This is a genomic window from Streptomyces deccanensis (genome assembly GCF_022385335.1).
GTDB lineage: Bacteria > Actinomycetota > Actinomycetes > Streptomycetales > Streptomycetaceae > Streptomyces > Streptomyces deccanensis.
The window spans coordinates 322,078-342,758 of record NZ_CP092431.1 but is presented as its reverse complement, the minus strand read 5'-3'; the positions used below and the strand labels follow the sequence as shown (position 1 = coordinate 342,758).

General features: G+C 73.0%; 17 protein-coding genes. 11 read left to right on the top strand and 6 right to left on the bottom strand.

Features of this window, described 5'->3' with window-relative positions; all coding sequences use genetic code 11:
• Positions 1-117: 117 nt before the first annotated feature.
• The 4 genes from L3078_RS01620 (at position 118) to L3078_RS01605 (ending at position 4,538) form a co-directional block, all read left to right on the top strand.
• Positions 118-2,547, top strand: coding sequence for a SpoIIE family protein phosphatase (locus L3078_RS01620; protein WP_420864155.1), 2,430 nt, complete (start codon positions 118-120; stop codon positions 2,545-2,547).
• Positions 2,548-2,687: 140 nt separating this feature from the next.
• Positions 2,688-3,128, top strand: a complete 441-nt coding sequence (locus L3078_RS01615) for an ATP-binding protein (RefSeq protein WP_239760164.1) — start codon at positions 2,688-2,690, stop codon at positions 3,126-3,128.
• A gap of 118 nt (positions 3,129-3,246) precedes the next feature.
• Positions 3,247-3,606 carry a hypothetical protein gene (locus L3078_RS01610; RefSeq protein WP_239750134.1) on the top strand — a complete coding sequence of 120 codons (360 nt, stop codon included), beginning with the start codon at positions 3,247-3,249 and terminating at the stop codon, positions 3,604-3,606.
• Positions 3,603-4,538 carry an anti-sigma factor RsbA family regulatory protein gene (locus tag L3078_RS01605; protein ID WP_239750133.1) on the top strand — a complete coding sequence of 312 codons (936 nt, stop codon included), beginning with the start codon at positions 3,603-3,605 and terminating at the stop codon, positions 4,536-4,538. Before L3078_RS01610 ends, L3078_RS01605 begins: the two co-directional genes overlap by 4 nt.
• Before the next feature lie 31 nt (positions 4,539-4,569).
• On the opposite strand, the gene L3078_RS01600 is transcribed toward L3078_RS01605, so the two are convergent.
• Positions 4,570-5,319, bottom strand: a complete 750-nt coding sequence (locus L3078_RS01600; RefSeq protein ID WP_239750132.1) for a DUF4232 domain-containing protein — start codon at positions 5,317-5,319, stop codon at positions 4,570-4,572.
• A gap of 248 nt (positions 5,320-5,567) precedes the next feature.
• Between L3078_RS01600 and L3078_RS01595 the strand changes: the two genes are divergently transcribed.
• From L3078_RS01595 to L3078_RS01585, 3 genes are all read left to right on the top strand, one after another.
• Entirely contained in the window at positions 5,568-5,984 is a 417-nt protein-coding gene (locus tag L3078_RS01595) for a hypothetical protein (RefSeq protein ID WP_239750131.1), read from the top strand.
• 18 nt (positions 5,985-6,002) lie between these two features.
• The gene (locus L3078_RS01590) at positions 6,003-6,518 is read left to right on the top strand and encodes a hypothetical protein (protein ID WP_239750130.1); all 516 of its coding nucleotides are present in this window, start codon (positions 6,003-6,005) and stop codon (positions 6,516-6,518) included.
• A 195-nt stretch (positions 6,519-6,713) separates the two neighbouring features.
• On the top strand, positions 6,714-7,913 hold the full coding sequence (locus L3078_RS01585; protein WP_239750129.1) for a cysteine desulfurase-like protein: 1,200 nt from the start codon (positions 6,714-6,716) through the stop codon (positions 7,911-7,913).
• 26 nt (positions 7,914-7,939) lie between these two features.
• Here the strand turns inward: L3078_RS01585 and L3078_RS01580 are convergent, their stop codons facing one another.
• Positions 7,940-10,828 (bottom strand): nSTAND1 domain-containing NTPase, encoded by a 2,889-nt coding sequence (locus L3078_RS01580; protein ID WP_239750128.1) that lies wholly within the window; start codon positions 10,826-10,828, stop codon positions 7,940-7,942.
• 186 nt (positions 10,829-11,014) lie between these two features.
• Between L3078_RS01580 and L3078_RS01575 the strand changes: the two genes are divergently transcribed.
• From L3078_RS01575 to L3078_RS01565, 3 genes are all read left to right on the top strand, one after another.
• Positions 11,015-12,217, top strand: a complete 1,203-nt coding sequence (locus L3078_RS01575) for a tryptophan dimethylallyltransferase family protein (protein ID WP_239750127.1) — start codon at positions 11,015-11,017, stop codon at positions 12,215-12,217.
• A 62-nt stretch (positions 12,218-12,279) separates the two neighbouring features.
• Positions 12,280-13,647, top strand: coding sequence for a tryptophanase (locus tag L3078_RS01570; RefSeq protein ID WP_239750126.1), 1,368 nt, complete (start codon positions 12,280-12,282; stop codon positions 13,645-13,647).
• A 175-nt stretch (positions 13,648-13,822) separates the two neighbouring features.
• Entirely contained in the window at positions 13,823-14,452 is a 630-nt protein-coding gene (locus L3078_RS01565) for a class I SAM-dependent methyltransferase (protein WP_239750125.1), read from the top strand.
• 48 nt (positions 14,453-14,500) lie between these two features.
• On the opposite strand, the gene L3078_RS01560 is transcribed toward L3078_RS01565, so the two are convergent.
• The 3 genes from L3078_RS01560 to L3078_RS01550 form a co-directional block, all read right to left on the bottom strand.
• The gene (locus tag L3078_RS01560; RefSeq protein ID WP_239750124.1) at positions 14,501-15,943 is read right to left on the bottom strand and encodes an FG-GAP and VCBS repeat-containing protein; all 1,443 of its coding nucleotides are present in this window, start codon (positions 15,941-15,943) and stop codon (positions 14,501-14,503) included.
• 124 nt (positions 15,944-16,067) lie between these two features.
• Positions 16,068-17,234, bottom strand: coding sequence for an NAD(P)/FAD-dependent oxidoreductase (locus tag L3078_RS01555; protein ID WP_239750122.1), 1,167 nt, complete (start codon positions 17,232-17,234; stop codon positions 16,068-16,070).
• Between the two features lie 34 nt (positions 17,235-17,268).
• Positions 17,269-17,982, bottom strand: a complete 714-nt coding sequence (locus L3078_RS01550) for a GntR family transcriptional regulator (protein WP_239750121.1) — start codon at positions 17,980-17,982, stop codon at positions 17,269-17,271.
• Positions 17,983-18,107: 125 nt separating this feature from the next.
• Here L3078_RS01550 and L3078_RS01545 point away from each other — a divergent pair, with 125 nt between their 5' ends.
• Entirely contained in the window at positions 18,108-19,007 is a 900-nt protein-coding gene (locus tag L3078_RS01545) for an aminoglycoside phosphotransferase family protein (RefSeq protein ID WP_239750120.1), read from the top strand.
• Between the two features lie 49 nt (positions 19,008-19,056).
• On the opposite strand, the gene L3078_RS01540 is transcribed toward L3078_RS01545, so the two are convergent.
• Entirely contained in the window at positions 19,057-20,622 is a 1,566-nt protein-coding gene (locus tag L3078_RS01540) for a TIGR03086 family metal-binding protein (RefSeq protein WP_239750119.1), read from the bottom strand.
• Positions 20,623-20,681: the final 59 nt, after the last annotated feature.

Below are 20,681 nucleotides of genomic sequence, written 5' to 3'. Positions count from 1 at the left end.
GACGCCACGCCGGACGAGCCGCCGGCGGACGAGCCGCCGGCGGACGAGCCGTCGGCAGACGTGGCGCCGGACGACGCGGCCGTGGTCCATGACTCGCCCGCGGCCGACCACCGGCGCGTGGCCGACGAGCCGGTCGCGGTCGGTGCGGACGTGCACGCCCTGGACACCAAGGCGCAGTCCTCGCCCGTCGGGCGGCTCGCCGCGACCGTGGAGCGGTTGCGGCGTGAGGTGCAGGCGGCCCATGCCGAGGCCGACGGTCGTGCCGTGATCGAACTGGCCAAGGGCATCCTCGTGGAGCGGCTCGGGTGCGGGCCGGCCCAGGCCGCCCTGCAACTCGCCGAACTGACCGAACAAGCGGGCGTGACACCCCTGGAGTTCGCCGTCGAGGTCATCAACCAGGCCGCCCGCGACCGGCTCTCCGAGACGACGACCGCCCTCCTCGCGACCACCGCGAGCGGGGACGACGCCGACGACCCGCCGGGCGGCGGCTCCCTCGCCGTACGGCTGCGGACCGCCGAGAGCGCCGCACTGGCCGCCCACGACGCCCAGGCCGTCGCCGACTCCCTCCTCGAACACGCCCTGACGCCGCTCGGCGCCGAAGCCGTGGCGATCTGGGCGCTGGGCGCCGACGGCTCCCTCACCCTCGCCGGCAGTGCCGGGTTCTCGGCCGCCGAGGCGACCCGCTGGCGGTACGTCCCGCCCGGCGTCGTCACCGTCGCCCGTCGCGGACTCGGCGACCGGGCCGGCCAGTGGATCGGCAGCCTGTCCCAGACCGGCCTGCCCTCCATCGGACGGCACCACCATCCCGACGGCGGCCGGGTCGCCGTACCCGCGGGCACCGGCGGCCGCATCCACGGAGTGCTGGAGATCGTCTGGCCCACCCCGCTGGAGGCCCAGCCCCCGCAGATCGTCCGCCAGGTCGAGGCCCTGGCCGAGCTGTGCGCCCACACGCTGGGGACCTTCGCCCCGCACCACGGCGACGGCGACGGCGACGGCGACACGCGAACCGGGAACCTGCCCGACGTCGCCGAACTGATGGACCTCGCCGACGGACTCCACGACCCCGCGCTGGTGCTCGTCCCCCACCTGGACTCCACCGGGGAACTGATCGACTTCCGCATCCACCACGTCAACAGCCGCTTCCTCGACCCGGCGGGCCGGCCCCGGGGCGTCGTCAACGGCAGCCTGCTCCTGGAGACGTATCCCATGTCCGCCGGCGACAGCGACCTGTTCGAGCAGGTCGAACGGGTCTACGCCACCGGCGAGCCGTTCCGTGCCCGCCGCATGCGGCTCACCTCCCTCGTGGAGGACGTCCCGCTGTCGGCGGTCGCCGACATCAACATCACCCGGCACGGCGGCAGCGTCCTGCTCATCTGGCGCATAGAGGACGAGACCGCACGGCTGGCGAGCCTGCTCCAGCACGCCCAACGCCTCGGCCGCATCGGCGGGTTCGAGGAGAACCTCCTCACCGGCGAGATCACCTGGAACGGTCAGCTCTACAGCCTCTACGGCAAGCCCTCCATCAGCGGGCCCGTCCCCCTGGAGGACCTGCCCGCCCACGCCCACCCCGACGACGCCGTCGCCATCGGCCGGTTCCTGCGCACCCTGCTGCACCACCGCCGCTCCGCGTCCGCCGCCTTCCGGCTCCAGCGGCCCGACGGCGTCACCCGGCACATCCGTGTGGTGGCCGAGCCGGTCCTCGACTCCGACGGCCGGCTCTTCGTCGTCCGGGGTGCCTACCAGGACATCTCCGCCCACCACTGGACGGAGGTGGCCCTCGCCGCCACCCGCGACCAGCTCGCCCACTCCGAACAGCAGGCGAGCGAACGCGACCGGCTCACCCTCCAGCTCCAGCACGCGATCATGCCCCCCGCCCAGGCCCCCCTGGAGGCCCCCGGACTGCGCGTCGCCGTCCGCTACCGGCCCGCCGAGACCCAGCACCTGGTCGGCGGCGACTGGTACGACGCGGTCGTGCTGCCCTCCGGGCTGGTGCTGCTGTGCGTGGGGGACGTCGCCGGACACGGCATAGAGGCGGCCACCAGCATGGTCGTCCTGCGCAACGCCCTGCGCGGTCTCGCCGTGACGGGCGCCGGGCCGGGACAGCTTCTGGCCTGGCTCAACATGGTGGCCCACCACCTGACCGGAGCCGTCACCGCGACCGCCGTCTGCGGCCTCTACGACCCCCACCGCCACACCCTGCGCTGGGCCAGGGCGGGCCATCTGCCGCCGGTCCTGGTCCGCGCGGCCGAGGCGACGCCGCTGCCCCTGATCAAGGGTCTGCTGCTCGGCGCACTGCCCGAGGCGACCTACGAGGAACACGAAATCCAACTGGCCGTCGACGACACCCTGTTGATGTACACCGACGGCCTGATCGAACGCCGTGACCGCTCCGTGGAGGAATCCCTGGCCCAACTGCTCACCGCGGCCCGCACCGTGCCCCCCACACTCGACCAGCAGTTGGACCGCCTCCTCACCTACAGCAGGTCCGACACGGACGACGACACCTGCCTCGTGGGCGTCCGGGTGGCCCAGGTACCGCAGGACTGATCACCGCCGTCCGACACGAACGCCGTCCGCGGCACGTCTGCGGGCGCGGTTGGCGGGCACACGGTGTGTACGAGACCACGTCGGACGGGAGAACGGGGAAGTCGGTGACGAGCAAGAGGACGGGCTCCGGAGCGACGGGCATCAAGGCGAAGGGATGGGCGCATTCGTTTCCCGTGTCGGGAGGAGTGCACGCCGGACGGCGATGGACACGACGGCAGTTGGAGTCCCTCCCGTGGACCGCGGACGAGCCCGAGACGGTGGACGCCGTCGTGCTGGCCGTGTCCGAGCTGCTCACCAACGCGCACATCCACGCGCACAGCGACGCGCGTCTGATCCTCACCTGGGACGGCGAATGCCTGCAGGTGAGCGTCCACGACGAGGATCCGACCCTGCCGCGCCAACGCAGCCCCAAGCCGGGGGAGACCTCCGGCCGCGGCGTGGGGATCGTACGGATGCTCGCCGACACGCTGGAGATGCGGTGCCAGCGCCACGGCAAGACGGTGTCGGCGTGCTTCCGACCGGCGCGCGCCGGACGGCCGGACGGCGGTCCGCAGGACGGCGATCGGCCGGACGCCGGCTGAGCGTCGCCGCACCGGCGGGTTATAGGATGACGTGTCCGCTGCCCGCCGTCACCCCAGGTACGGTGGGCGTGGAGTCGGGGAGCGCCGTACAGCGGCGCACGGGGCAGGGGGAGAGACCATGGACGCCTCCCACGACGTGCACGGGCCGGGGCCGGTACGAACGCACGGGGGCACCGCGCTGGAGATCCGCTCTCTGCCGGGCCGCCCGGGAATCCGAGCCGCTGGAGAGATCAACGTGATCACCCGCTCTTTCTGGGAACACGCTCTGGAGGACCTGGCGCACGCCCACACGGACGTCTCCTTCGTGGAGCTGGCCGACCTGATGTCCATCGACGTGGGCGGCGCGGCCGCGCTGGCGGTCACGGCGCAGCGACTGGGTACGGGCCGGATCGTCGTGGACCGTCCACCGCCGGAGTTGGAGCGGATCCTGGACATGTTCTGGCCCGGCCTTTCGAAGATCGAGGTGGCGGGGCGATGAGTACGGCCACGAACAGAGAACACGAACCTTTTGTGCACCCTGCGCTGTTCTACCGGGGCAGGGAGCAGTACACGGCGGGCACGGTGCCGTTCCTGCTGGAGGGACTGTCCGCCGGGGAAGCCGTCGCGGTCGCCGTCCCGGGCCCCAACCTGGAGCTGATCAGGGACGGGATGGGCGCGAGCGCCGCCGAGGTCACGTTCCTCGACATGACGTCGGCGGGCCGCAACCCGGGGCGGATCATTCCCGGGGTGCTGCGCGCCTTCGCCGACGCCCACCCGGCGGGCCGGGTGAGGATCATCGGCGAACCGATCTGGGCCGACCGCTCGGCCGTGGAGTACCCGGCGTGCGTCCAGCACGAGGCCCTCATCAACGCGGCCTTCCAGGGCCGCGACGTGACGATCCTGTGCCCGTACGACGCGGACGCCCTCGCCCCGGAGGCGCTCGCGGACGCCTATGTCACCCACCCCGTCGTCATCGACGCCGGCGTCGAACTGACCAGCGACACCTACGATCCCGAGCACGCGGTCGCCCGCTACAACGAGCCGCTCACCTGCCCGCCCGGAGCGGCCTCCCTCTCCTTCGACGGGGACGCGCTCCCGCTGGCCCGCTCCTTCGCGGTCGAGGAGGCCGGGCGGCTGGGCCTGGCGGGTGCCCGGTTGCAGGATCTGATGCTGGCGGTGGCGGAGCTGACCACCAACAGCGTGGTGCACGGCGGTGGCTCGGGCACCGTGCGGGTCTGGGCCGAGGGGCCGCAGGTCGTCTGCGAGGTCCACGACCGGGGGCGCCTGACCGACCCCCTGGCCGGTCGCAGGCCCCCGGCGCGCGACCAGCTGGGCGGCCGCGGTCTGATGCTCGTCCACTACGTCGCCGACCTCGTGCGCTTCCACACCGCCGAGGACGGCACCACCATCCGGTTCTATCTGGACCTCTGACCGCGCCGCCCGGCTCGCGACCCGGGCGTGGTCAGTAGGAGAGCGCGTCCTCGGCCGTTCCGAGGAAGCTGGTGACGGTGCCGTCGTTGACCGTGACGGGCCCGTCGGCGATCGTCACCGTCACCGGGCTCTCGGAGGCCGTGAGCGCGATCTCCACCTGGCCGGCGGTCTTGCCGCCCTCGGTGCCGGGTCCCGCGAACAGGATCCCGGCGTAGGCGCGCTCGCCGGCGTTCAGCATCCAGTCGTCGATGGTGGGGCCGCGGTGCTCCGCGGCGCCGTCGAGGCCCGGAATCGTGATCACCAGGTCGTTCGCCGACAGCAGGCAGGGATCGCCACTGTCGTTGGTCGCGGTCAGCAGGGCGTGGTGGGCCGGCTTCGACGCGACGGTGACGTCGTAGCTCAGGTCGGCCGTCTCGCACATGCCCACGCCGCCGTCCTGGTCGTCGCCGGTCCCGGACTCCTCGGACACGGACTGGTCCGATCCGGACGTGTCCGATCCGGCCTTCGACGGGGGCGGGGTGCTGCCGCCACCACCGGAGGAGCCGCCGCTGCCGCCGGTGCCACCGTTGTCCCCGGGGGAGGCTGTCGAGGACGCGTCCGCGCCCTTCTCCCCGCCCGCGCCCTTGCCCTTGTCCGCGCTCTTGCCGGGCGCGCTCGCGGACGTACTCGGGGAAGCCGTGTCCTTGTCGGCGCCCCCGCCGCACGCGGTCAGTGCCACTGCGCCGAGCGAGCAGGCGGCGAGTACGGCGGTGATACGGCGTGTACGGGCTGCGTGAGCCATGAGGAACTCCCCGAAAGTGTGAATGTCCGGTGATCGTGCCTCATGGGAGCGTTCCCGCCACCCGCTCGCACCGACAGGGAACCGTCTTCGGACCGTCCCCGGACAGCCCTGTGACACTGTGACCGAGCCGGGACGCGGCGCGAAGCGTTTTCCGGCCAACCTGATCGTCCTGAGTACGCGTACTCAGGTCCGGCGGTGATCACGCGGGCAGACTGTGGCCTCCCGAACAAACGAACGAGGGAGTGTGTGTGAACCGAACGGGACGAGCCCTGGCCGTGACGGCGCTGACGGCCTGTGTGCTGGCGGCTTCCGGCGCGGGGTCCGCCGCGGCGGCCGGAGATCCCCTGCTGCCCCATCCCGGCCCGGAGGGCCTGGTGTGGGTGCCCGAACAGACCGGCGACGGCGGGGTGGCGTCGGGAGGTGCCTGGGACATGCTGCCGACCGTCCTCACGGTGGCCTGCGAGGGCGGCGGTGAGGTGCGGGTGACGATGCGCTCGCAGGAGACGGAGGTCGCCGCGTTCTCGGTCGACTGCCCGGCGGGCACGGCCGGGGTCGGCTCGGTGACCATGGACGCCGGTGTGGTCCGACAGGGGTCCTTCACCATCGGCGTCGACGCGTCGTCCGAACAGATCCGCTGGGCGCTGACGGTGACTCAGCCGGAATAGCCGTCGCATGATGGACGCATGAGTGATCACCCACTTCCGGCCGCGGTGGACTCGGCGGCGCTGCTCGACCTGTCCCGAGGACATCACGGACGGACCGTACGTCCGCTGGGCACGCGGGAGGCCGGCGGTCACCTGGTCAAGGTGTACTCCCTGGAGGCCCCGGGCCGCAGTGTCGCGGAGCAGGACACGGCCGCGGCCCTGCGGATCGCGGCGGCGCACCTCGAACTCGGGCGCGTCCGCGGCTCGCTCGGGCTCGCCGCCCTGATCCTGCACGCGGGCGGTGACGGTGACTACGTCCTGGTCCACACCTGGATCGAGGGCTACATGTCCGACCTGGCGGTCTTCACCGGCCCGGCCGGGCGTCCCGACCGACTCCGCCCGGGACGCGCCGGCCTCGCCCCCTGCGTCTGGGAAGCCGCCGTCATCGCCCACGAACGGGACGCGTTCTCCCGGCACGTTCTCGACGGCACCGCTCCGCTCGCCGACCGACTGGCGGCCTGGCAGGACGACACCCTGACAGGCAGCCTGCGATGACCGGCGCCCCGACGCGGCAGCAGCGACAGCGCCTCCGGCGACCGTGAGGCGAGCTGCGGACGGGGCATCGATGATCCGGTCTCCCGCGACGGAGCACGTGCATGGCGGCGCGCGTCAGGGTAGGGGGACCGCGACGCCGGGCGATCCGCCCCGCGGAAGGACGCCAGGCAACCCGTTCCGAGAGAAAGGCCGCGCATGGCCATCGACGTCACCGCGCTGCGGGCCCACTTCCCCTCCCTCGACTCGGGGCTCGCCTTCTTCGACGGACCCGGCGGAACGCAGACCCCCCGCCCCGTCGCCGACGCGATCGTCGCGACGCTGACCGGCCCCCTGTCCAACCGGGGGACCGTCAGCCCCTCCGAAGTCAACGCCGAGCGCGCCGTCGAGGAGTTCCGCGCCGCCTACGCCGACCTCCTCCAGGTGCCCGCCGACGGCGTCGTCCACGGCCGCAGCGCCACCCAGCTGACGTACGACTTCTCCCGCCACCTGGCCAAGACCTGGCACCCGGGCGACGAGATCGTCCTCAGCCGTCTCGACCACGACGCCAACGTCCGCCCCTGGATCCAGGCCGCCGAGCGCGCCGGAGTGACGGTCCGCTGGATCGAGATCGACCCGGACACCACGGACCTCGACCTCGACTCCTACGAGCGGGCCCTGACGTCCCGGACCCGTCTCGTCGCGGTCACGGCGGCCTCGAACGTGCTGGGTACCAAGCCGCCCGTGCGACGGATCGCCGACCGCGCGCACGACGTCGGCGCCCTCGTGTTCGTGGACGGTGTCCACTACGCCGCGCACCACCTCGTGGACGTCCCCGCCCTCGGTGCCGACGTATTCGTCTGCTCGCCGTACAAGTTCCTCGGACCGCACTGCGGAGTCCTCGTGGCGGCGCCCGAGTTCCTCGAAACCGTGCGCCCGGACAAGCTCGTACCGTCCCCCGACACGGTGCCGGAGCGATTCGAGTTCGGCACACTGCCCTACGAGATCCTGGCGGGCGCCACCGCCGCCGTCGACTTCCTCGCCGCGCTGGACCCGGGCACCGCGATCGCGCGCAGGGAGCGCCTCACCCACTCCCTGGACTCCCTGCACGCGCACGAACTGACGCTGCGCGCACGGCTGCAGGAGGGGCTGGAGCATTTGGGCGACGCCGTCACCGTCCACTCGAAGGCGCCAGACCGGACGGCGACCCTCCTGATGACCCTGGAAGGCCGTGACGCCCGCGAGGCCCAGGCGCACCTGGCCGCCCGCGGTGTGGTGGCACCGGCCGGGTCGTTCTACGCCCACGAGCCCTTCACCGCGCTCAAACTCGAAGCCCCCGCCCTGCGCGCGGGCCTGGCCCCCTACAACACCACCGACGACGTGGACCGCTTCCTGGCCGGGCTCGCCGACTTCCTCTGACCTCGCCGAATCCGTATGCGTAGCCGTCAGTCGTGGTGGGGGCAGGGCGGGCGGTGGTCGAGGCCGGGGAAGTGACGGGTCCACCGGGCGGCGGTGAGGGGGGTGCGGACGTGGGCGCAGGCGTGGGCGAGTACCCGGGCGACGTCGGTGTTCCAGATCTCGATCGTGTGGTCGTTGCTGAGGGTCGCGACGGTGTCGGGGGCCGCCAGCGGCAGGACGATCGCGAGGCCGCCGGAGAGACCGGTCAGCAGGGCGCGTTCGGTGGGACGTGAGCGGTCGGTCGCGCTCCACAGGCGTACGGTGCCGTCCTGGCCGGCCGTGATCACCTCGTGGCCGTCCGGGGTGAACTCCACGTAGCCGATCATGCCGGTGTGGGCGTGGAGCCGGCCGAGCCTGCGGTGGTGGCGCGGATCGCCGACGTCCCACAGGCGTGCCGTGCGGTCGTCGCTGCCGGAGACGAGGGTGCGGCCGTCCCGGCTGAAGGCGAGCCCGACGACGAAGTCGTCATGGTCGCGGAGCACGGCGGTCGTGGAGGCGTGGCGCGGGTCGGTGACGTCCCACAGGCGGACCGTGCGGTCGTCCGAGCCGGAGGCGAGGGTGGCGCCGTCGGGGCTGAACGCGACCGGTTTGACGTTGCTTTCGTGGCCGGTCAGTTCCTTCAGCAGGCGCGGACGGGCCGGGTCGCGGACGTGCCACAGACGGACGGTGTCGTCGTAGCTGCCGGTGGCGAGGGTGCGGCCGTCCGGGCTCAGCGCCAGGGAGAAGACGAAGTCGCCGTGTCGGCTCGGGGTGGTCGACCGCAGGTGCGGTCGGCCGGCGTCGGTGACGTCCCAGAGCCGGATCACGCCGTCCTCACCGACACCGGCCAGTGTCTCGCCGCCGGGACCGAAGGCCAGGGTGTGGGCACTGTCGGGGTGGCCGTGGGACGCGCCCAGGGGACGGGGGTCGCGGGGGTCGGTCATGTCCCACATGCGCAGGCTGCCGTCGTCGTGGGCGGTGGCGAGCCTGCGGCCGTCGGGGGTGACGGCCAGGGCGTGGACATGGCGGGCCAGCGTGTGCGGGGCGACGCTGAGCAGGCCGTTGCGGGTGGCCCGGTTCTCCTCCAACCGGTAGGCCGCGAGGGCGAGTTGGACGGCGAGAGAGCGGTCCCGGGTCCGCAGGGCCGTCGCGGTCTCCACGGCCTGGAGGGCGAGAAGATGGTTGCGCTGCGCGGTGACGGTCCGCTGCGAGCGCAGCGCGTGGCCGACGGCGGTCGCCGCGCACAGCAGCAGGACGACGAGCGCCGCGACGAGGCGGCGCAGCCGCCGGATACGGTGGCGGGCGCGCCGCGTCTGTGCCTGTTCCGCCGCCTCGCTCGCGTCCAGGAAGGCGCGTTCCCGGGCGGTGAGCGTCTCCTTCGGCAGGTCCCTCGCGGCGGCCAGACGCAGCCCCCGGTACAGGGTGTCGGGGTCGCGGTCCAGGGATTCCCAGACGGCGGTGGCCTCGGTGAGCGCGCGGTGCAGACGCAGCCGGTCGCGGTTCTCGCCCAGCCAGCCACCGAGACGGGGCCAGCAGCGGATCAGGGCCTCGTGGGCGATCTCGACGTGGTCGCGGTCGACGGTCAGCAGACGTGCCCGGGTGGCTTGTTCGAGCACCAGCGTCGTGTCGTGGCCCTCGTCGAGTTCGTGGCGCGGCACCCGGCGTTTGGTGTCCTCGGTGCCCTCGCCCAGGGCGATCAGACGCAGGAACAGCAGTCGGGCGAGGGTCTGCTGGGCTTCGTTCAGGGATGCGTGGAACGCTTCGGCGGTCTGCGCGAGGGCGCCCTCGAAACCGCCCGCGGCCTGGAATCCCGCGAGGGTGAGGGTGTTGCCCCGCCGGCGGTGCCAGGTCTCCAGCAGGGCGTGCGAGAGCAGAGGGAGCGCCCCGGGCCGGCCGTGGGCGTCGGCGGTGAGCGCGGCGAGGAGGGCGCCCTCGACGGTCAGCCGGAGGCGGGCGGCAGGCTGGACGATCGCCGCCCGCAGTTCGTCGAGCGTCATCGGACCGACGGGGACGTGGGCCTCGGCCAGGGCGTCGACGAGGGCGGGCAGCCGGGTGCAGTGCGTGTAGAAGTCGGACCGTACGGCCAGTGCGACACGGCAGCGGCTGTCGGGGGTGTGCGCGGCGTGCAGGAGCGCGGAGACGAAGGCGTCACGTTCCTCCGCGTCGGCGCAGAGGGTGAAGACCTCCTCGAACTGGTCCACGACGACGAGGAGTTCGCCGGCCGGATCCGGTGAGCGGGCCAGGATCTGGCGTACGACGCGGTGGAGCGTACGCGGCTCCGAGGCGAGTTCGTCCGCGACGGCTCCCGGCGTGAGGCGGGCGCGGGCCGCCAAATGGATCGCGCACTCCTCCAGAGGGCGGGCGCCGGGGGTGAATACCAGGGCCGGTTCGCCGGTGAATCGGGGCAGCACTCCGGCGCGCAGCACCGAGGATTTCCCGGATCCCGAGGCCCCGAACAGAACGAGAAATCTTTTTCTGTTCAGATGTTCGACAAGTCTGCCGGTCAGTTCGTCCCGGCCGAAGAAAGCGTCGGCGTCCGACTGCCGGAAAGCGGCCAGACCGACATAGGGCGAGACGGCCGGTGTTTCCTCGGCCTCCCCCGCCGCCGATGCCGGGGTGACGCTCCCGGCGGCGCACTCGGCGGCCGTCCTGCGCCAGATCAGCTCCCATTCCCGCACGTCACCGCCGCAGGCGCGGACGTAGGCGAGGGTGACGGCCAGCGAGGGAAGCTGCCGTCCCGCCGCGGCCGCGGAGAGTGCCCCGATCGAATAGTGCGCCCGCCGCGCGAGGTCCCGATAGGTCGGACTTCCGGCCTGCTCCCGCAGTTTCCGCAAACGCGCGGCGAAATCCCGCAGCGGGCCGCTCTCCGCTTCCAGCGGGCGTTCTCCCCGTGGCACCTGAAACGCACCTCCCCCGAGCCATTCGGGATTGTTCACCATGCGTTTGTTCAGCGCCAGCCCGCCGATCGTGAACAACCCGCAGCGGCTACAAACGGTGCGTCGACTCCCGCGCCGAGGGCCCGATCGGTGCCGCCGCGCGGCGCCGCGCCCTCGACCACGACCACCACCGCTCCAGGAGGACCCATGAACGCTTACACACCACACCGCGCCGGCCGCCCCGGCGGGGGAGCGGCGACCCCGCCGCCGCTCCCGGCGCCCGACCCGGTCGACGGGACCGCGCGCCGCCGCGCCCCGGTCCGGCTGGGGCACTTCACCGCCGGTCAGCTGGGACGGTTGTGCGACGTGGCCGGCATCGGCGCGTGGCAGCGGACCGCACACCAGCGGGTGCTGACCGAACTGCTGGGCCCGGCCGCCGCGTTGCCCGTGGACGGCCCGCCGCCCTCCCCCTCCTTCGTGTCGGACGACCACACGCCGGTGGAGTTCTCCCTGACCTTCCCCGCCGGTGCCGCCCCCGTCCTGCGGGTGCTGGTCGACCCGGGCTTCGCCGCCCGGTCGCTGCCGGACAACGCCCGCACGGCATGGGCGGCGGTGGGGCGCCTGGCGGCCCAGTGGGGGTTCGGACTGGGAGAACTGACCCGCCTGAGCGACCTGTTCCTGCCGCCGGAGCCCCACGGGCCGCTGACCCTGTGGTGCGCCCTCGAACTGCGGCCGACCGGCCCGACGGGAGTCAAGCTGTACCTGAACCCGGGGGCCCGAGGCGGCGAGCGCGCCATGGAGACCGTCACCGAGGCCATGACGAGGCTCGGCCACGCCCGCGCCTTCGAACCCGTGCGGCGCCATGTGGCCGCCCGCTCACCGGAGGGACACGGGTTCATGTTCTTCGCCCTGGACGTGGGCCCCTGGGCCGAGCCGCGGGTGAAGGTCTACGTCGTCCACCCGGGCGCCACGGCCGCCGCCGCGGCCGACGCCGCGCGCGCGGTGCCCGGGGCGTGCCCGGAACGGGTCGCGGACCTGTGCCGCCTCGTCGGCGGAGACGGTCCCTTCGACCGGCTTCCGCTCGTCTCCTGCTACTCGTTCACCGGCGCGGACACCCACCACCCGACCGGCCACGGCCTCCATGTGCCCGTCCGGGCCTACGTCCGCGACGACGCGGAGGCCCGCGAGCGTGCCGTACGGCTCCTGCGCCGGTACGGCGTGCCCGGCGAACCGGTCGACCGCGCCCTCGCCGCGCTCACCGTCCGCCCCCTGACCGCCGGCGTCGGCCTCCTCTCCTATCTGAGCCTGGTCCAGGCGGGGCGGCAGGCACCCCGGATCACCACCTACTTCTCGTCCGAGGCGTACCGCGTCCTGCCCCCAAGGCAGGACACCGCCCCGCAGGGCGACTGAACCCCGCCCCCGCCACTCGTCCGGCGCACACCCGTCCCGCACACCCGAAGGGAAGACCGACCGTGGAACCGTACCGAATCAAGGTCGTCGAGCCGATCGCCGTCACCACCCGGGAGCAGCGTCAGGCCGCCCTCGCCCGCGTCCACCACAACCTCTTCGACCTGCGGGCCGACGAGGTCACGATCGACCTGCTCACCGACTCGGGCACCGGAGCCCTGTCCGCGGCCCAGCTGGCCGCCGCCATGGACGGCGACGAGTCGTACGCGGGCTCGCGCTCCTTCCACCGCTTCCACGACACCGTCCGGGAACTCACCGGATACCCGCACATCCTGCCGGTGCACCAAGGGCGCGCGGCCGAACGGCTGCTGGCCTCGACGCTCCTCGGCCCCGGCAAGATCTTCCTGAGCAACACGCACTTCGACACCCTGCGGGCCAACGTCGCGCTGGTCGGAGGAGAGGCCTGGGACCTGCCCTGCCCGGAGGCCGCGGACCTCGACAGTTCCGAGCCGTTCAAGGGGAACATCGACACGGCCCGCCTCAAGGCCGTCCTGGACGGGCCCGACGGCGGCCGCGTCGCCGCGGTGATCATGACGCTCACCAACAACGGCGGCGGGGGCCAGCCGGTGTCCATGGCCAACCTGACCCTGACCTCCGCGCTCTGCCGGGAGCACGGCGTGCCCCTGATCCTGGACGCGGCACGGTTCGCGGAGAACGCCTGGCTGGTCACCCGGCGCGAGCCCGGCTACCGCGACCACAGCCCCCGGCAGGTCGCCGAGGAGGCCTTCCGGCTCGCCGACGGCTGCACGATGAGCGCGAAGAAGGACGGCATCGCCCACATCGGCGGCTTCCTGGGGCTGCGTGACAGCGCTCTGGCCCGGCGCTGCGAACTGCTGCTCATCGCCACCGAGGGCTTCCCCACCTACGGCGGACTGGCGGGCCGCGACCTGGACATGGTCGCCCAGGGCCTGCGCGAGGTCACCGACCCGGGGTATCTCCACGCCCGGGCCGACGACACCGCCTATCTGGCGGACGTGGTGCGGTCGGCGGGCGTCGACATCGTCGAGCCGCCCGGGCTCCACGCGCTCTACCTCAACGCCGGCCGTCTGCTGCCGCACATCCCGCCGCACCACTTCCCCGGCCAGGCACTGGCGTGCCAGTTGTACCTGGAGGGCGGCATCCGTTCCGTCGAACTCGGCTCCCTCTACCTGGGCACCGAGGACGAGGACGGCACGCCCCTCACCAGTGCCCCGTACGAGTTGCTGCGACTGGCCGTCCCCCGCCGGACCTACACCCGCGGCCACTTCGACCACATCGGCCGGACGCTGGCCCGCACGGTCCGCGACGCCCCTCGCATCCAAGGCCTCCGCATCACCGAACAGCCGGCCGTCCTGCGCCAGTTCCGCGCGAAACTCGCTCCCGTGATGCCGTGACTGTTCGAGGTGGAGGGGCGGTCACCTCTCGCAGCTGTCCTTCAGGTCGTTGGTGTCTCCCGTGCAGGTGTCCGTGCCGGCGTCACCTCCGTCACTGACGGTCACCGTGTTGCCGGACCGGGTGGCCCCCACCTATAAGATCCGTGGGGTGGAGCCTGACCGGAAGGCGTGGAACATGACCGGAGATCGCGATCGCTGGGCCGAACTGACCGGCGGACAGGCCGGAGAGGAGTACGCCCGGCGCTTCGCGCGACTCGCCGCGTCGGGCCACGACGTCCATGGCGAGGCCGATTTCTGCGCGGCGCTGCTGGCGCGGCCCGCCGCCCGCGTGCTCGACGCCGGCTGCGGCACCGGCCGGATCGCGATTCGGCTCGCCGAACTGGGCCACACCTGCACCGGCGTGGACATCGACGCCTCGATGCTCGCCGTCGCCCGCCGGGAGGCTCCCGCACAGGAGTGGCTCCTCGGCGACCTCGCCCGGCTGGACACCCTCTGCCTGGAACCGGACTACGACCTGGCGATCGCCGCCGGGAACGTCGTCCCGCTGCTGGCGCCCGGCACCGAGGCGGCGGTCGTCCGGCAGTTGGCCGCCGTACTGCGACCGGGCGGACTGCTGGTCACCGGCATGGGCCTGGACGCGGCCCACCTGCCGCTGCCGGAACCGACGGTGACCCTCCCGGAGTTCGACCACTGGTGCGCCCAGGCAGGACTGACGCTTCGTCAGCGCTACGCGACCTGGAGCGGCGACCCCTACGACGACGGCTGCGGCTACGCCGTCAGCGTGCACTCCCGCTCCACCACGTGAGTCGCTCGATGGTGTCGCCGCCCCGGCGCGCGGGGCGGCACGGTGGCCTCAGCGGGCGAGGACGCTCGCGAACTTCCGGCCCGCCACCACCGGGTATCCGAAGTCCGTCGCGTTGAAGGAGGTCGCCGAGCTGGTCGTGAGGCCGGTGGCCGCGCCTCGCAGCACCCATCCCGCCCCGTCGTCGTAGCCGTCCGGCACGACGTCCTCGCCGTACGCGCCGATCGCGAGGTCGGCCTTGCCGTTGCCGTTGATGTCGCGCAGGCGCAGCGAGGAGCCGAAGTGGTCGCCGGCCTCCGCGGCACCCGGTACACCCGCCGTCGCCTGGTGGAAGGACTGGGCGCCGGTCGTGGTCAGGCCGCTCGAACTCCCCTTGAGCAGGACGACGTTGCCCACGGTGCGCTTGCCGTCGACCCCCTCGCCGGGGGCGCCGATCGCGAGGTCCGCACGGCCGTCGCCGGTCACGTCGCCCAGGGCGAGCGCCGAACCGAAGGCGTCGTAGGCCTCGTCGGTGCCGGGGACCCCGGGGCTGTCCTGGTGGTACGTGCGGCCCTTGAGGGGCAGCCCGGACGCCGACCCGTACCGCACCGTGAACGAACCGCCCTTGACGCCCGCGGAGTCGGCGACGACCAGGTCCTCGTACCCGTCGCCGTCGATGTCGCCCGTCGCGACGGCCGACGACCACCATGCCGCCGAGCCGGTCGTCCCGTCGTCGCTCAGGACCGTGTGCGCGGAGCCGATGTCGCCGGGCCCGCCGCGCAGTACGCCGATGTAGCCGGGGGCGGGGGTGCCGTCGGGCTCGGTGCGGCTGCCGTGCAGGACGTACTCGTAGCCGTTGCCGCCGTCCGTGGAGGAGAAGTGGCCGGCCACGATGCCGTCGAGGCGCACGCCGTCCGGCAGGAAGTCGAACTCGGGGGCGATGGCGCCGTCCTGCGTGGGCCCCCCGTCGCCGTACCACCAGAACGTGTCGGTGCCGACGACGGCCAGCTGGGCGGTGCCGTCCCCGTCGAGGTCGGCGAAGGCCGCGCCCTCGCCGAAGCCGGCTGCCTCGGCGGTCGGCGCGGTGAGGGCTATGCCGCCCGAGGTGAACGGCTTCGCGCCGCCCCAGACGATCGTCACGGAGCCGCGCGGCTTGCCGGTGACCTCCTCGCCGGGCGCGCCGACGATCAGGTCGGCGTAGCCGTCGTGGTTCACGTCGCCGCTGGTGACGTTCTCGCCGAACCTGTCCACGCTCTCCGAGGCGCCCGGCACGCCCGGGGTGTTCTGGGTGACGTTCACGAACCGGGTCCGGCTGACGCCGGAGGAGGAGCCGAAGAGGACGGTGACCGTGCCGCCGCTCGCCTTGGGCGTGCCGATGGCGAGATCGCGGTAGCCGTCGCCGTTGAAGTCGTCCGCGAGACCGGAGGGCGCCGCGCCGGCCGAGGGCGCGCCGAGCCCGGTGACGGCCAGGGCGAGGGCGGCGACCGTGGCCACCGGCAGGGTACGTGCGCGCAACGTGATACTCCCGTCTGATGATCCGACGTCCGTACGACCCTCCAGGTGGACAGAGGGTTGTACGTGACGGAAGACGGGGTGAACGGGCCGCCCGCCGCGCCAGCCCGCAGCGCCGCCCGGTCGGCTACTGCTCGCCCAGCCGCACGGCCCGCTGGTCCACCTCGACGTCCGCGCGAGGCACGCCCTTGAACCGCGTGGGCCGGAAGGGCGCGAGGAGGCTCTGCTCCTGATCGGTGGAGAGTTCGGCCGCGACCAGGCGCCCCAGGATCGGTGCCAGGGTGACGCCGCTGTGCGAGACGAGGCAGTAGACACGGGACCGCGCGGAGGCGTAGCCGGCGACGGTGTGGCCGTCCGCGGGCAGCGACCGGATGCCGACCCGCAGGTCGATCTCCGGCTCCCGGTGGGGACCTGGCAGCAGCGCCGAGAACCGTTCGGCGAGGGTGCGTGCGATGTCCCCGTCGGCGGACGGAGGGTCCGCCGGATCGACGTCGGCGTTGAGGTCGAGGGCCTGGAGGACGGTACGTCCGCCGCCTGCGGGGCGGAGGTTGAGGCCCGGACTGTGGATCACGCACCGCAGGTCCAGGGCGGGGGAGGCGGCGTATCCGAGCAGGCCGACGGTCTGCGCTCCACGGCCGGTGTCGGTCACCATGGGAATGTCGATCCCGGCCCGAGCGGCGAGCCGATGTGTCCAGCGGCCTGCCGCCAGGACGACGCGATCGCCCCGGTGGACCTGACCTCCGGCCAGGGTGACCGAGACTCCGTCCGGTCCGTCGTCGACGGCCTCGACCTCACCGATCAGGTAGGTGGCGCCGTGCCGCCGGGCATCCGTCAGCAGGTTCCGCACGAAGAGCTCCGGCAGCACGTACCCCTCGCCGGGGAAGTGCGCGATGGACGTGATGGTGGCCGGTACGCGGAGTTCGCCCGCCGTGCGTGTCGCCTCGTCGGCCGTGACCCAGTGCACGGGGTAGCCGAGGGAACGCAGTCGTGCCACGTTGTCGGCGAGCCGCTGCTCGTTCGCGGCGTCCGCCCACTGCAGTGCCCCGCTGGGGAAGTACGACGGCGCGCCGGGCAGTGCCTCGGCGAGCCTGGCGTGCTCCTCCATGCCCGCGAGGTTGAGCCGGTGGTAGGCGGGGTCGGGTTTCCGGCTGGAGTTGGTCCAGGCGAAGGTGGTCGCGCTCGTGCCGGTGCCCGCTCCCCGCTGATCGAGGAGGAGCACGTCCTGACCGGCGACGGCGAGCTGCCTCGCGACACTCACGCCCAGCACACCGGCACCGATGATGATGACCTTCATGTCCGCGCATCCCCTTTCCGGAGGCGACTGGTGCTCATAGGTCCGGGACCGGCAGCTCCAGGAAGAACTCGGCGGTGCCCGGACGGACGAGGGTCGTGACCACCTCGACGGTGGTCGCGTCCTCGGCGCGCAACTCCCGGCGCCGCATCAACGCCGGTGTCCCGACCTCGCTGTCCAGCAGCGCGGCGTCCTGCTCGTCGAGGACGATCGGGTCGAGGTAGAGCCGGATCGCGTCGATCGGCACGCCCCTGCGTCGCAGGTACGGGAGGGTGACGAGGTGTTCGAGGTCCTCGTCCAGCAGGTCGGGGGCGGCCGCGAAGAGCACGACGTGCCGCTCGACCGACTGCGGCTCCTCGCGCACGTTCAACTTGCGGCGCACCAGCTCGACCACGGCCGTGTCGGCGGCGGCGCCGGGGAGCGCCAGGACCGCGTCGGCGGCTCTGACGATCCGCGCGGAGACGACCTCGTGCCGGCCCGGCACGCCCTTGGCGGCCGTCGCGGGGGTGACGAAGTTGAGCAGATTGATCTGCCGCGTCACATCCGCGACGAACGTACCGTGACGCCGTCGGCGGATCGCCAGCCCCGCCTCCGCCAGGTCGTTGAGGACGCGCTGTGCCGTGGCACGACTGACACCGTGCCGCACGGAGAGATCCTTCTCGGTCGGCAACCGCGCGCCGGGAGGCAGTTCCCCGGCACGGATCTTCGCTTCGATCTCTCGTCTGATCTGCACGTAGAGCGGCGCTGCCAACTGACCGGTCCGTTCGTCGAATCCGCCGACCGGCGGCACTGTTCCTGCCCTGACCCTTCGACCGTACAATCCATCAATTGACCGGTCAATTGGGAGAGTTGATGGATCTCGTACTGTGACTCCGCATGACCGAGGGCGAGATCGAGATCACCGCGGACCTGGTGCGCGAGCTGGTGCGGGAACAGCATCCGGACCTCGCGGGACTGACCGTCCGCGAGGTGGCGGGCGGCTGGGGCAACCAGATGTGGCGGCTCGGGGACGAGTTGGCCGTACGCATGCAGCGCATGGACCCCACCCCGGAGCACCAGTTCAAGGAGCGGCGGTGGCTGCCCGTGCTGGCCCCGCGCCTGCCGCTCCCGGTGCCGACCCCGGTCCGCGACGGCGCACCGTCCGCGCGTTTCCCCAAGCACTGGACCGTGATGACGTGGGTTCCGGGTGAGCCGCTGGACCACAGCGTGATCAGCCGTGGTGAGCACGCGGCCGAGACGCTGGCCGGTTTCCTCAGGGCGCTCCACGTCGAGGCGCCCGCCGAGGCGCCGGCCGGTTCGGACCGTGGTGGTCACCCCAAGGAGTGCGGGGACGGCTTCGAGAGGTTCTTGCGAGCCGTTGATCCCGGTGACATCACGGCCGACGTCCGGGCCGTCTGGGACGACGCCGTGGCGGCCCCCGCATGGGAGGGCCCACCGCTGTGGGTGCACGGTGACCTGCACCCCGCCAACGTCGTCGTCTCGGACGGGACGCTGACGGGCGTGGTCGACTTCGGCGACATGTTCGCCGGTGATCCGGCCTGGGATCTCGCGGCCGCCTGGGTTCTCCTTCCGGCGGGCGCCGCCGCACGCTTCTTCGACGCGTACGCGCGTGCGGACGAGGCGACGATCCGCCGTGCCCGTGGGCTCGCCGCCATGAAGTCCCTGTTCCTCATGCTCATGGGCCAGAACGGGGACCGGGGCCTGCCCGGCGGCAAGCCGACCTGGGGCCCCGCGGGCCGGGCGGCGCTCGAACGCGTCACCGCCGACCCGCGCTAGCGACACCGCGGCCGGCGCCGGCGCACCGCCGACCCACGCCGGCGTGCCGCTATTCGGAAATGCGGTCCTCGGGGACGCGATCTTCGGGCACGCGGCGGCCGAGGAACGCCGCCACCCGGTCGAGGGCCGGGCCGTGCTCGGGTGCGGACCGCGCCGGGGCGACGGATCCTCCGGCGGTGCGGGGCAGCCCGCCGTAGATCTCCCGGACGACCGGCAGGGCGGCGCGGGCGAGGTCGGGCTCCAGATCGCGGTCGCGGCCGAGCGCGGTCGCGAGGTCCCACCCGTGCGCCAGCAGCTCGACGAGGAGTTGCTCGACCACACGACGGCCGGGAGCGGGACCGAAGGAGCGGTCCAGCAGGCCCGGTTGCCGGAACGCGGCGCGAGCCGTGGCGGCGGCGGTCTCGAAGGCGGCGATGTGGTCGTCGCCGAGATGGTCCTCGGTGTGGCCGACCGTGGGCGGCGTGCCCTGGGCCAGGCCGCCCCAGATGATGTTCTCCCACACCAGATGGTCGAGCAGGTCCCGTACGGTCCACTCCGCGCAGGGGGTCGGCAGGCCGAACTGTTCCGGCGCCGCCGCGCGCACGAGTGCGCCGACGGTGTCCTGGACGCGCGTGAAAGCGTGCAGGACACCGCCCGGCCAGGGGTCGGTGCCGTCCGCGTAGAGACGTGCGAGAACGGCGTCGCGGGCACCGGGCGCGGGGTTGGCGCGCAGCGCGGTGACGAGCCACCGTCCTTCCTCCGCGATACCGGCGGGTGCGGGCCGGCCGCCGAGGACGCACAGCAGTTGCCAGAAGCGCTCGACGGCGGGTTCGGCCGCGGCGGTGAGCTGCTCGCACAGGAGTGCGCGTGCCGCGGTGCCGTCGGCGACCACGGCGGGGTCGGTGTTCGCGCGGCTGGGCAGCCACACGGTGATGATGTCGGCGACGACCCGGTCGGCCGCGGGGGAGTCCGCCGCGGTGCCGGCCCGCATCGCCTCGCGGACGTGTGCGGTCCAGGTGTCGGTGAGCGCCCGCATCTCCTCCGCCGCGGAGGTCTGCCGCACTCCCCGCTCCTGACGGGCGGCGTACTCCGCCATGCGCCGCACGGCGGGGCGCAGTTCCCCGGCGGCGACCAGTTCGCCCAGTTCCAGCCAGGCTTCGACCTGCTCGTCGGTGGGGTCCTCCGGTAGCTCGGAGCCGGCCGCGAGGAGTCCCTCACGGAAGTGGGGCACGTCCAGATCGCCCAGGGTTTCGGTGAGGAAGTCGTGGACCGACTCGCGACGTTCGTCGGGGGACATGTGGGCGGTGCGGGTCATCAGAGCGAGCCCTTCGTGGGTGGTACGTCGGGTGACGGTGCGCAGGACGGCCTGGTGGGTCCGCAGGCGGCGGATCTGCGCCTCCAGAGCCTCGACATGCGCGGCCGCTACCTCCGGGAGTCCGTTCTCGCGGTCCAGGGCGGCCCGGATGTCCGCGAGCCCCATCCCCAGGTCCCGCAGGGTGCGGGCCAGGTGCAGCCTGGCCACGCCGGCGGTGTCGTAGCGGCGGTAGCCGCCGGAGGTCCGGCCGACGGGTGTCACGACACCCACGTCCGACCAGTGCCGCACCACCTTCACCGGCAGCCCCACCTGCCGAGCCACGGCCCCGATGCTCCATGTAGGCCGCGACGCGTCGTCCCTGTGCATGCGCTCCACTCTCG

Bases quoted from the DNA above. Each gene is read 5' to 3' on its own strand.
- L3078_RS01610 (WP_239750134.1), top strand. From the start codon at position 3,247: ATGGACGCCTCCCACGACGTGCACGGGCCGGGGCCGGTACGAACGCAC.
- L3078_RS01605 (WP_239750133.1), top strand. From the start codon at position 3,603: ATGAGTACGGCCACGAACAGAGAACACGAACCTTTTGTGCACCCTGCG.
- L3078_RS01600 (WP_239750132.1), bottom strand. From the start codon at position 5,319: ATGGCTCACGCAGCCCGTACACGCCGTATCACCGCCGTACTCGCCGCC.
- L3078_RS01590 (WP_239750130.1), top strand. From the start codon at position 6,003: ATGAGTGATCACCCACTTCCGGCCGCGGTGGACTCGGCGGCGCTGCTC.
- L3078_RS01585 (WP_239750129.1), top strand. From the start codon at position 6,714: ATGGCCATCGACGTCACCGCGCTGCGGGCCCACTTCCCCTCCCTCGAC.
- L3078_RS01575 (WP_239750127.1), top strand. From the start codon at position 11,015: ATGAACGCTTACACACCACACCGCGCCGGCCGCCCCGGCGGGGGAGCG.
- L3078_RS01565 (WP_239750125.1), top strand. From the start codon at position 13,823: ATGACCGGAGATCGCGATCGCTGGGCCGAACTGACCGGCGGACAGGCC.
- L3078_RS01555 (WP_239750122.1), bottom strand. From the start codon at position 17,234: ATGAAGGTCATCATCATCGGTGCCGGTGTGCTGGGCGTGAGTGTCGCG.
- L3078_RS01545 (WP_239750120.1), top strand. From the start codon at position 18,108: ATGACCGAGGGCGAGATCGAGATCACCGCGGACCTGGTGCGCGAGCTG.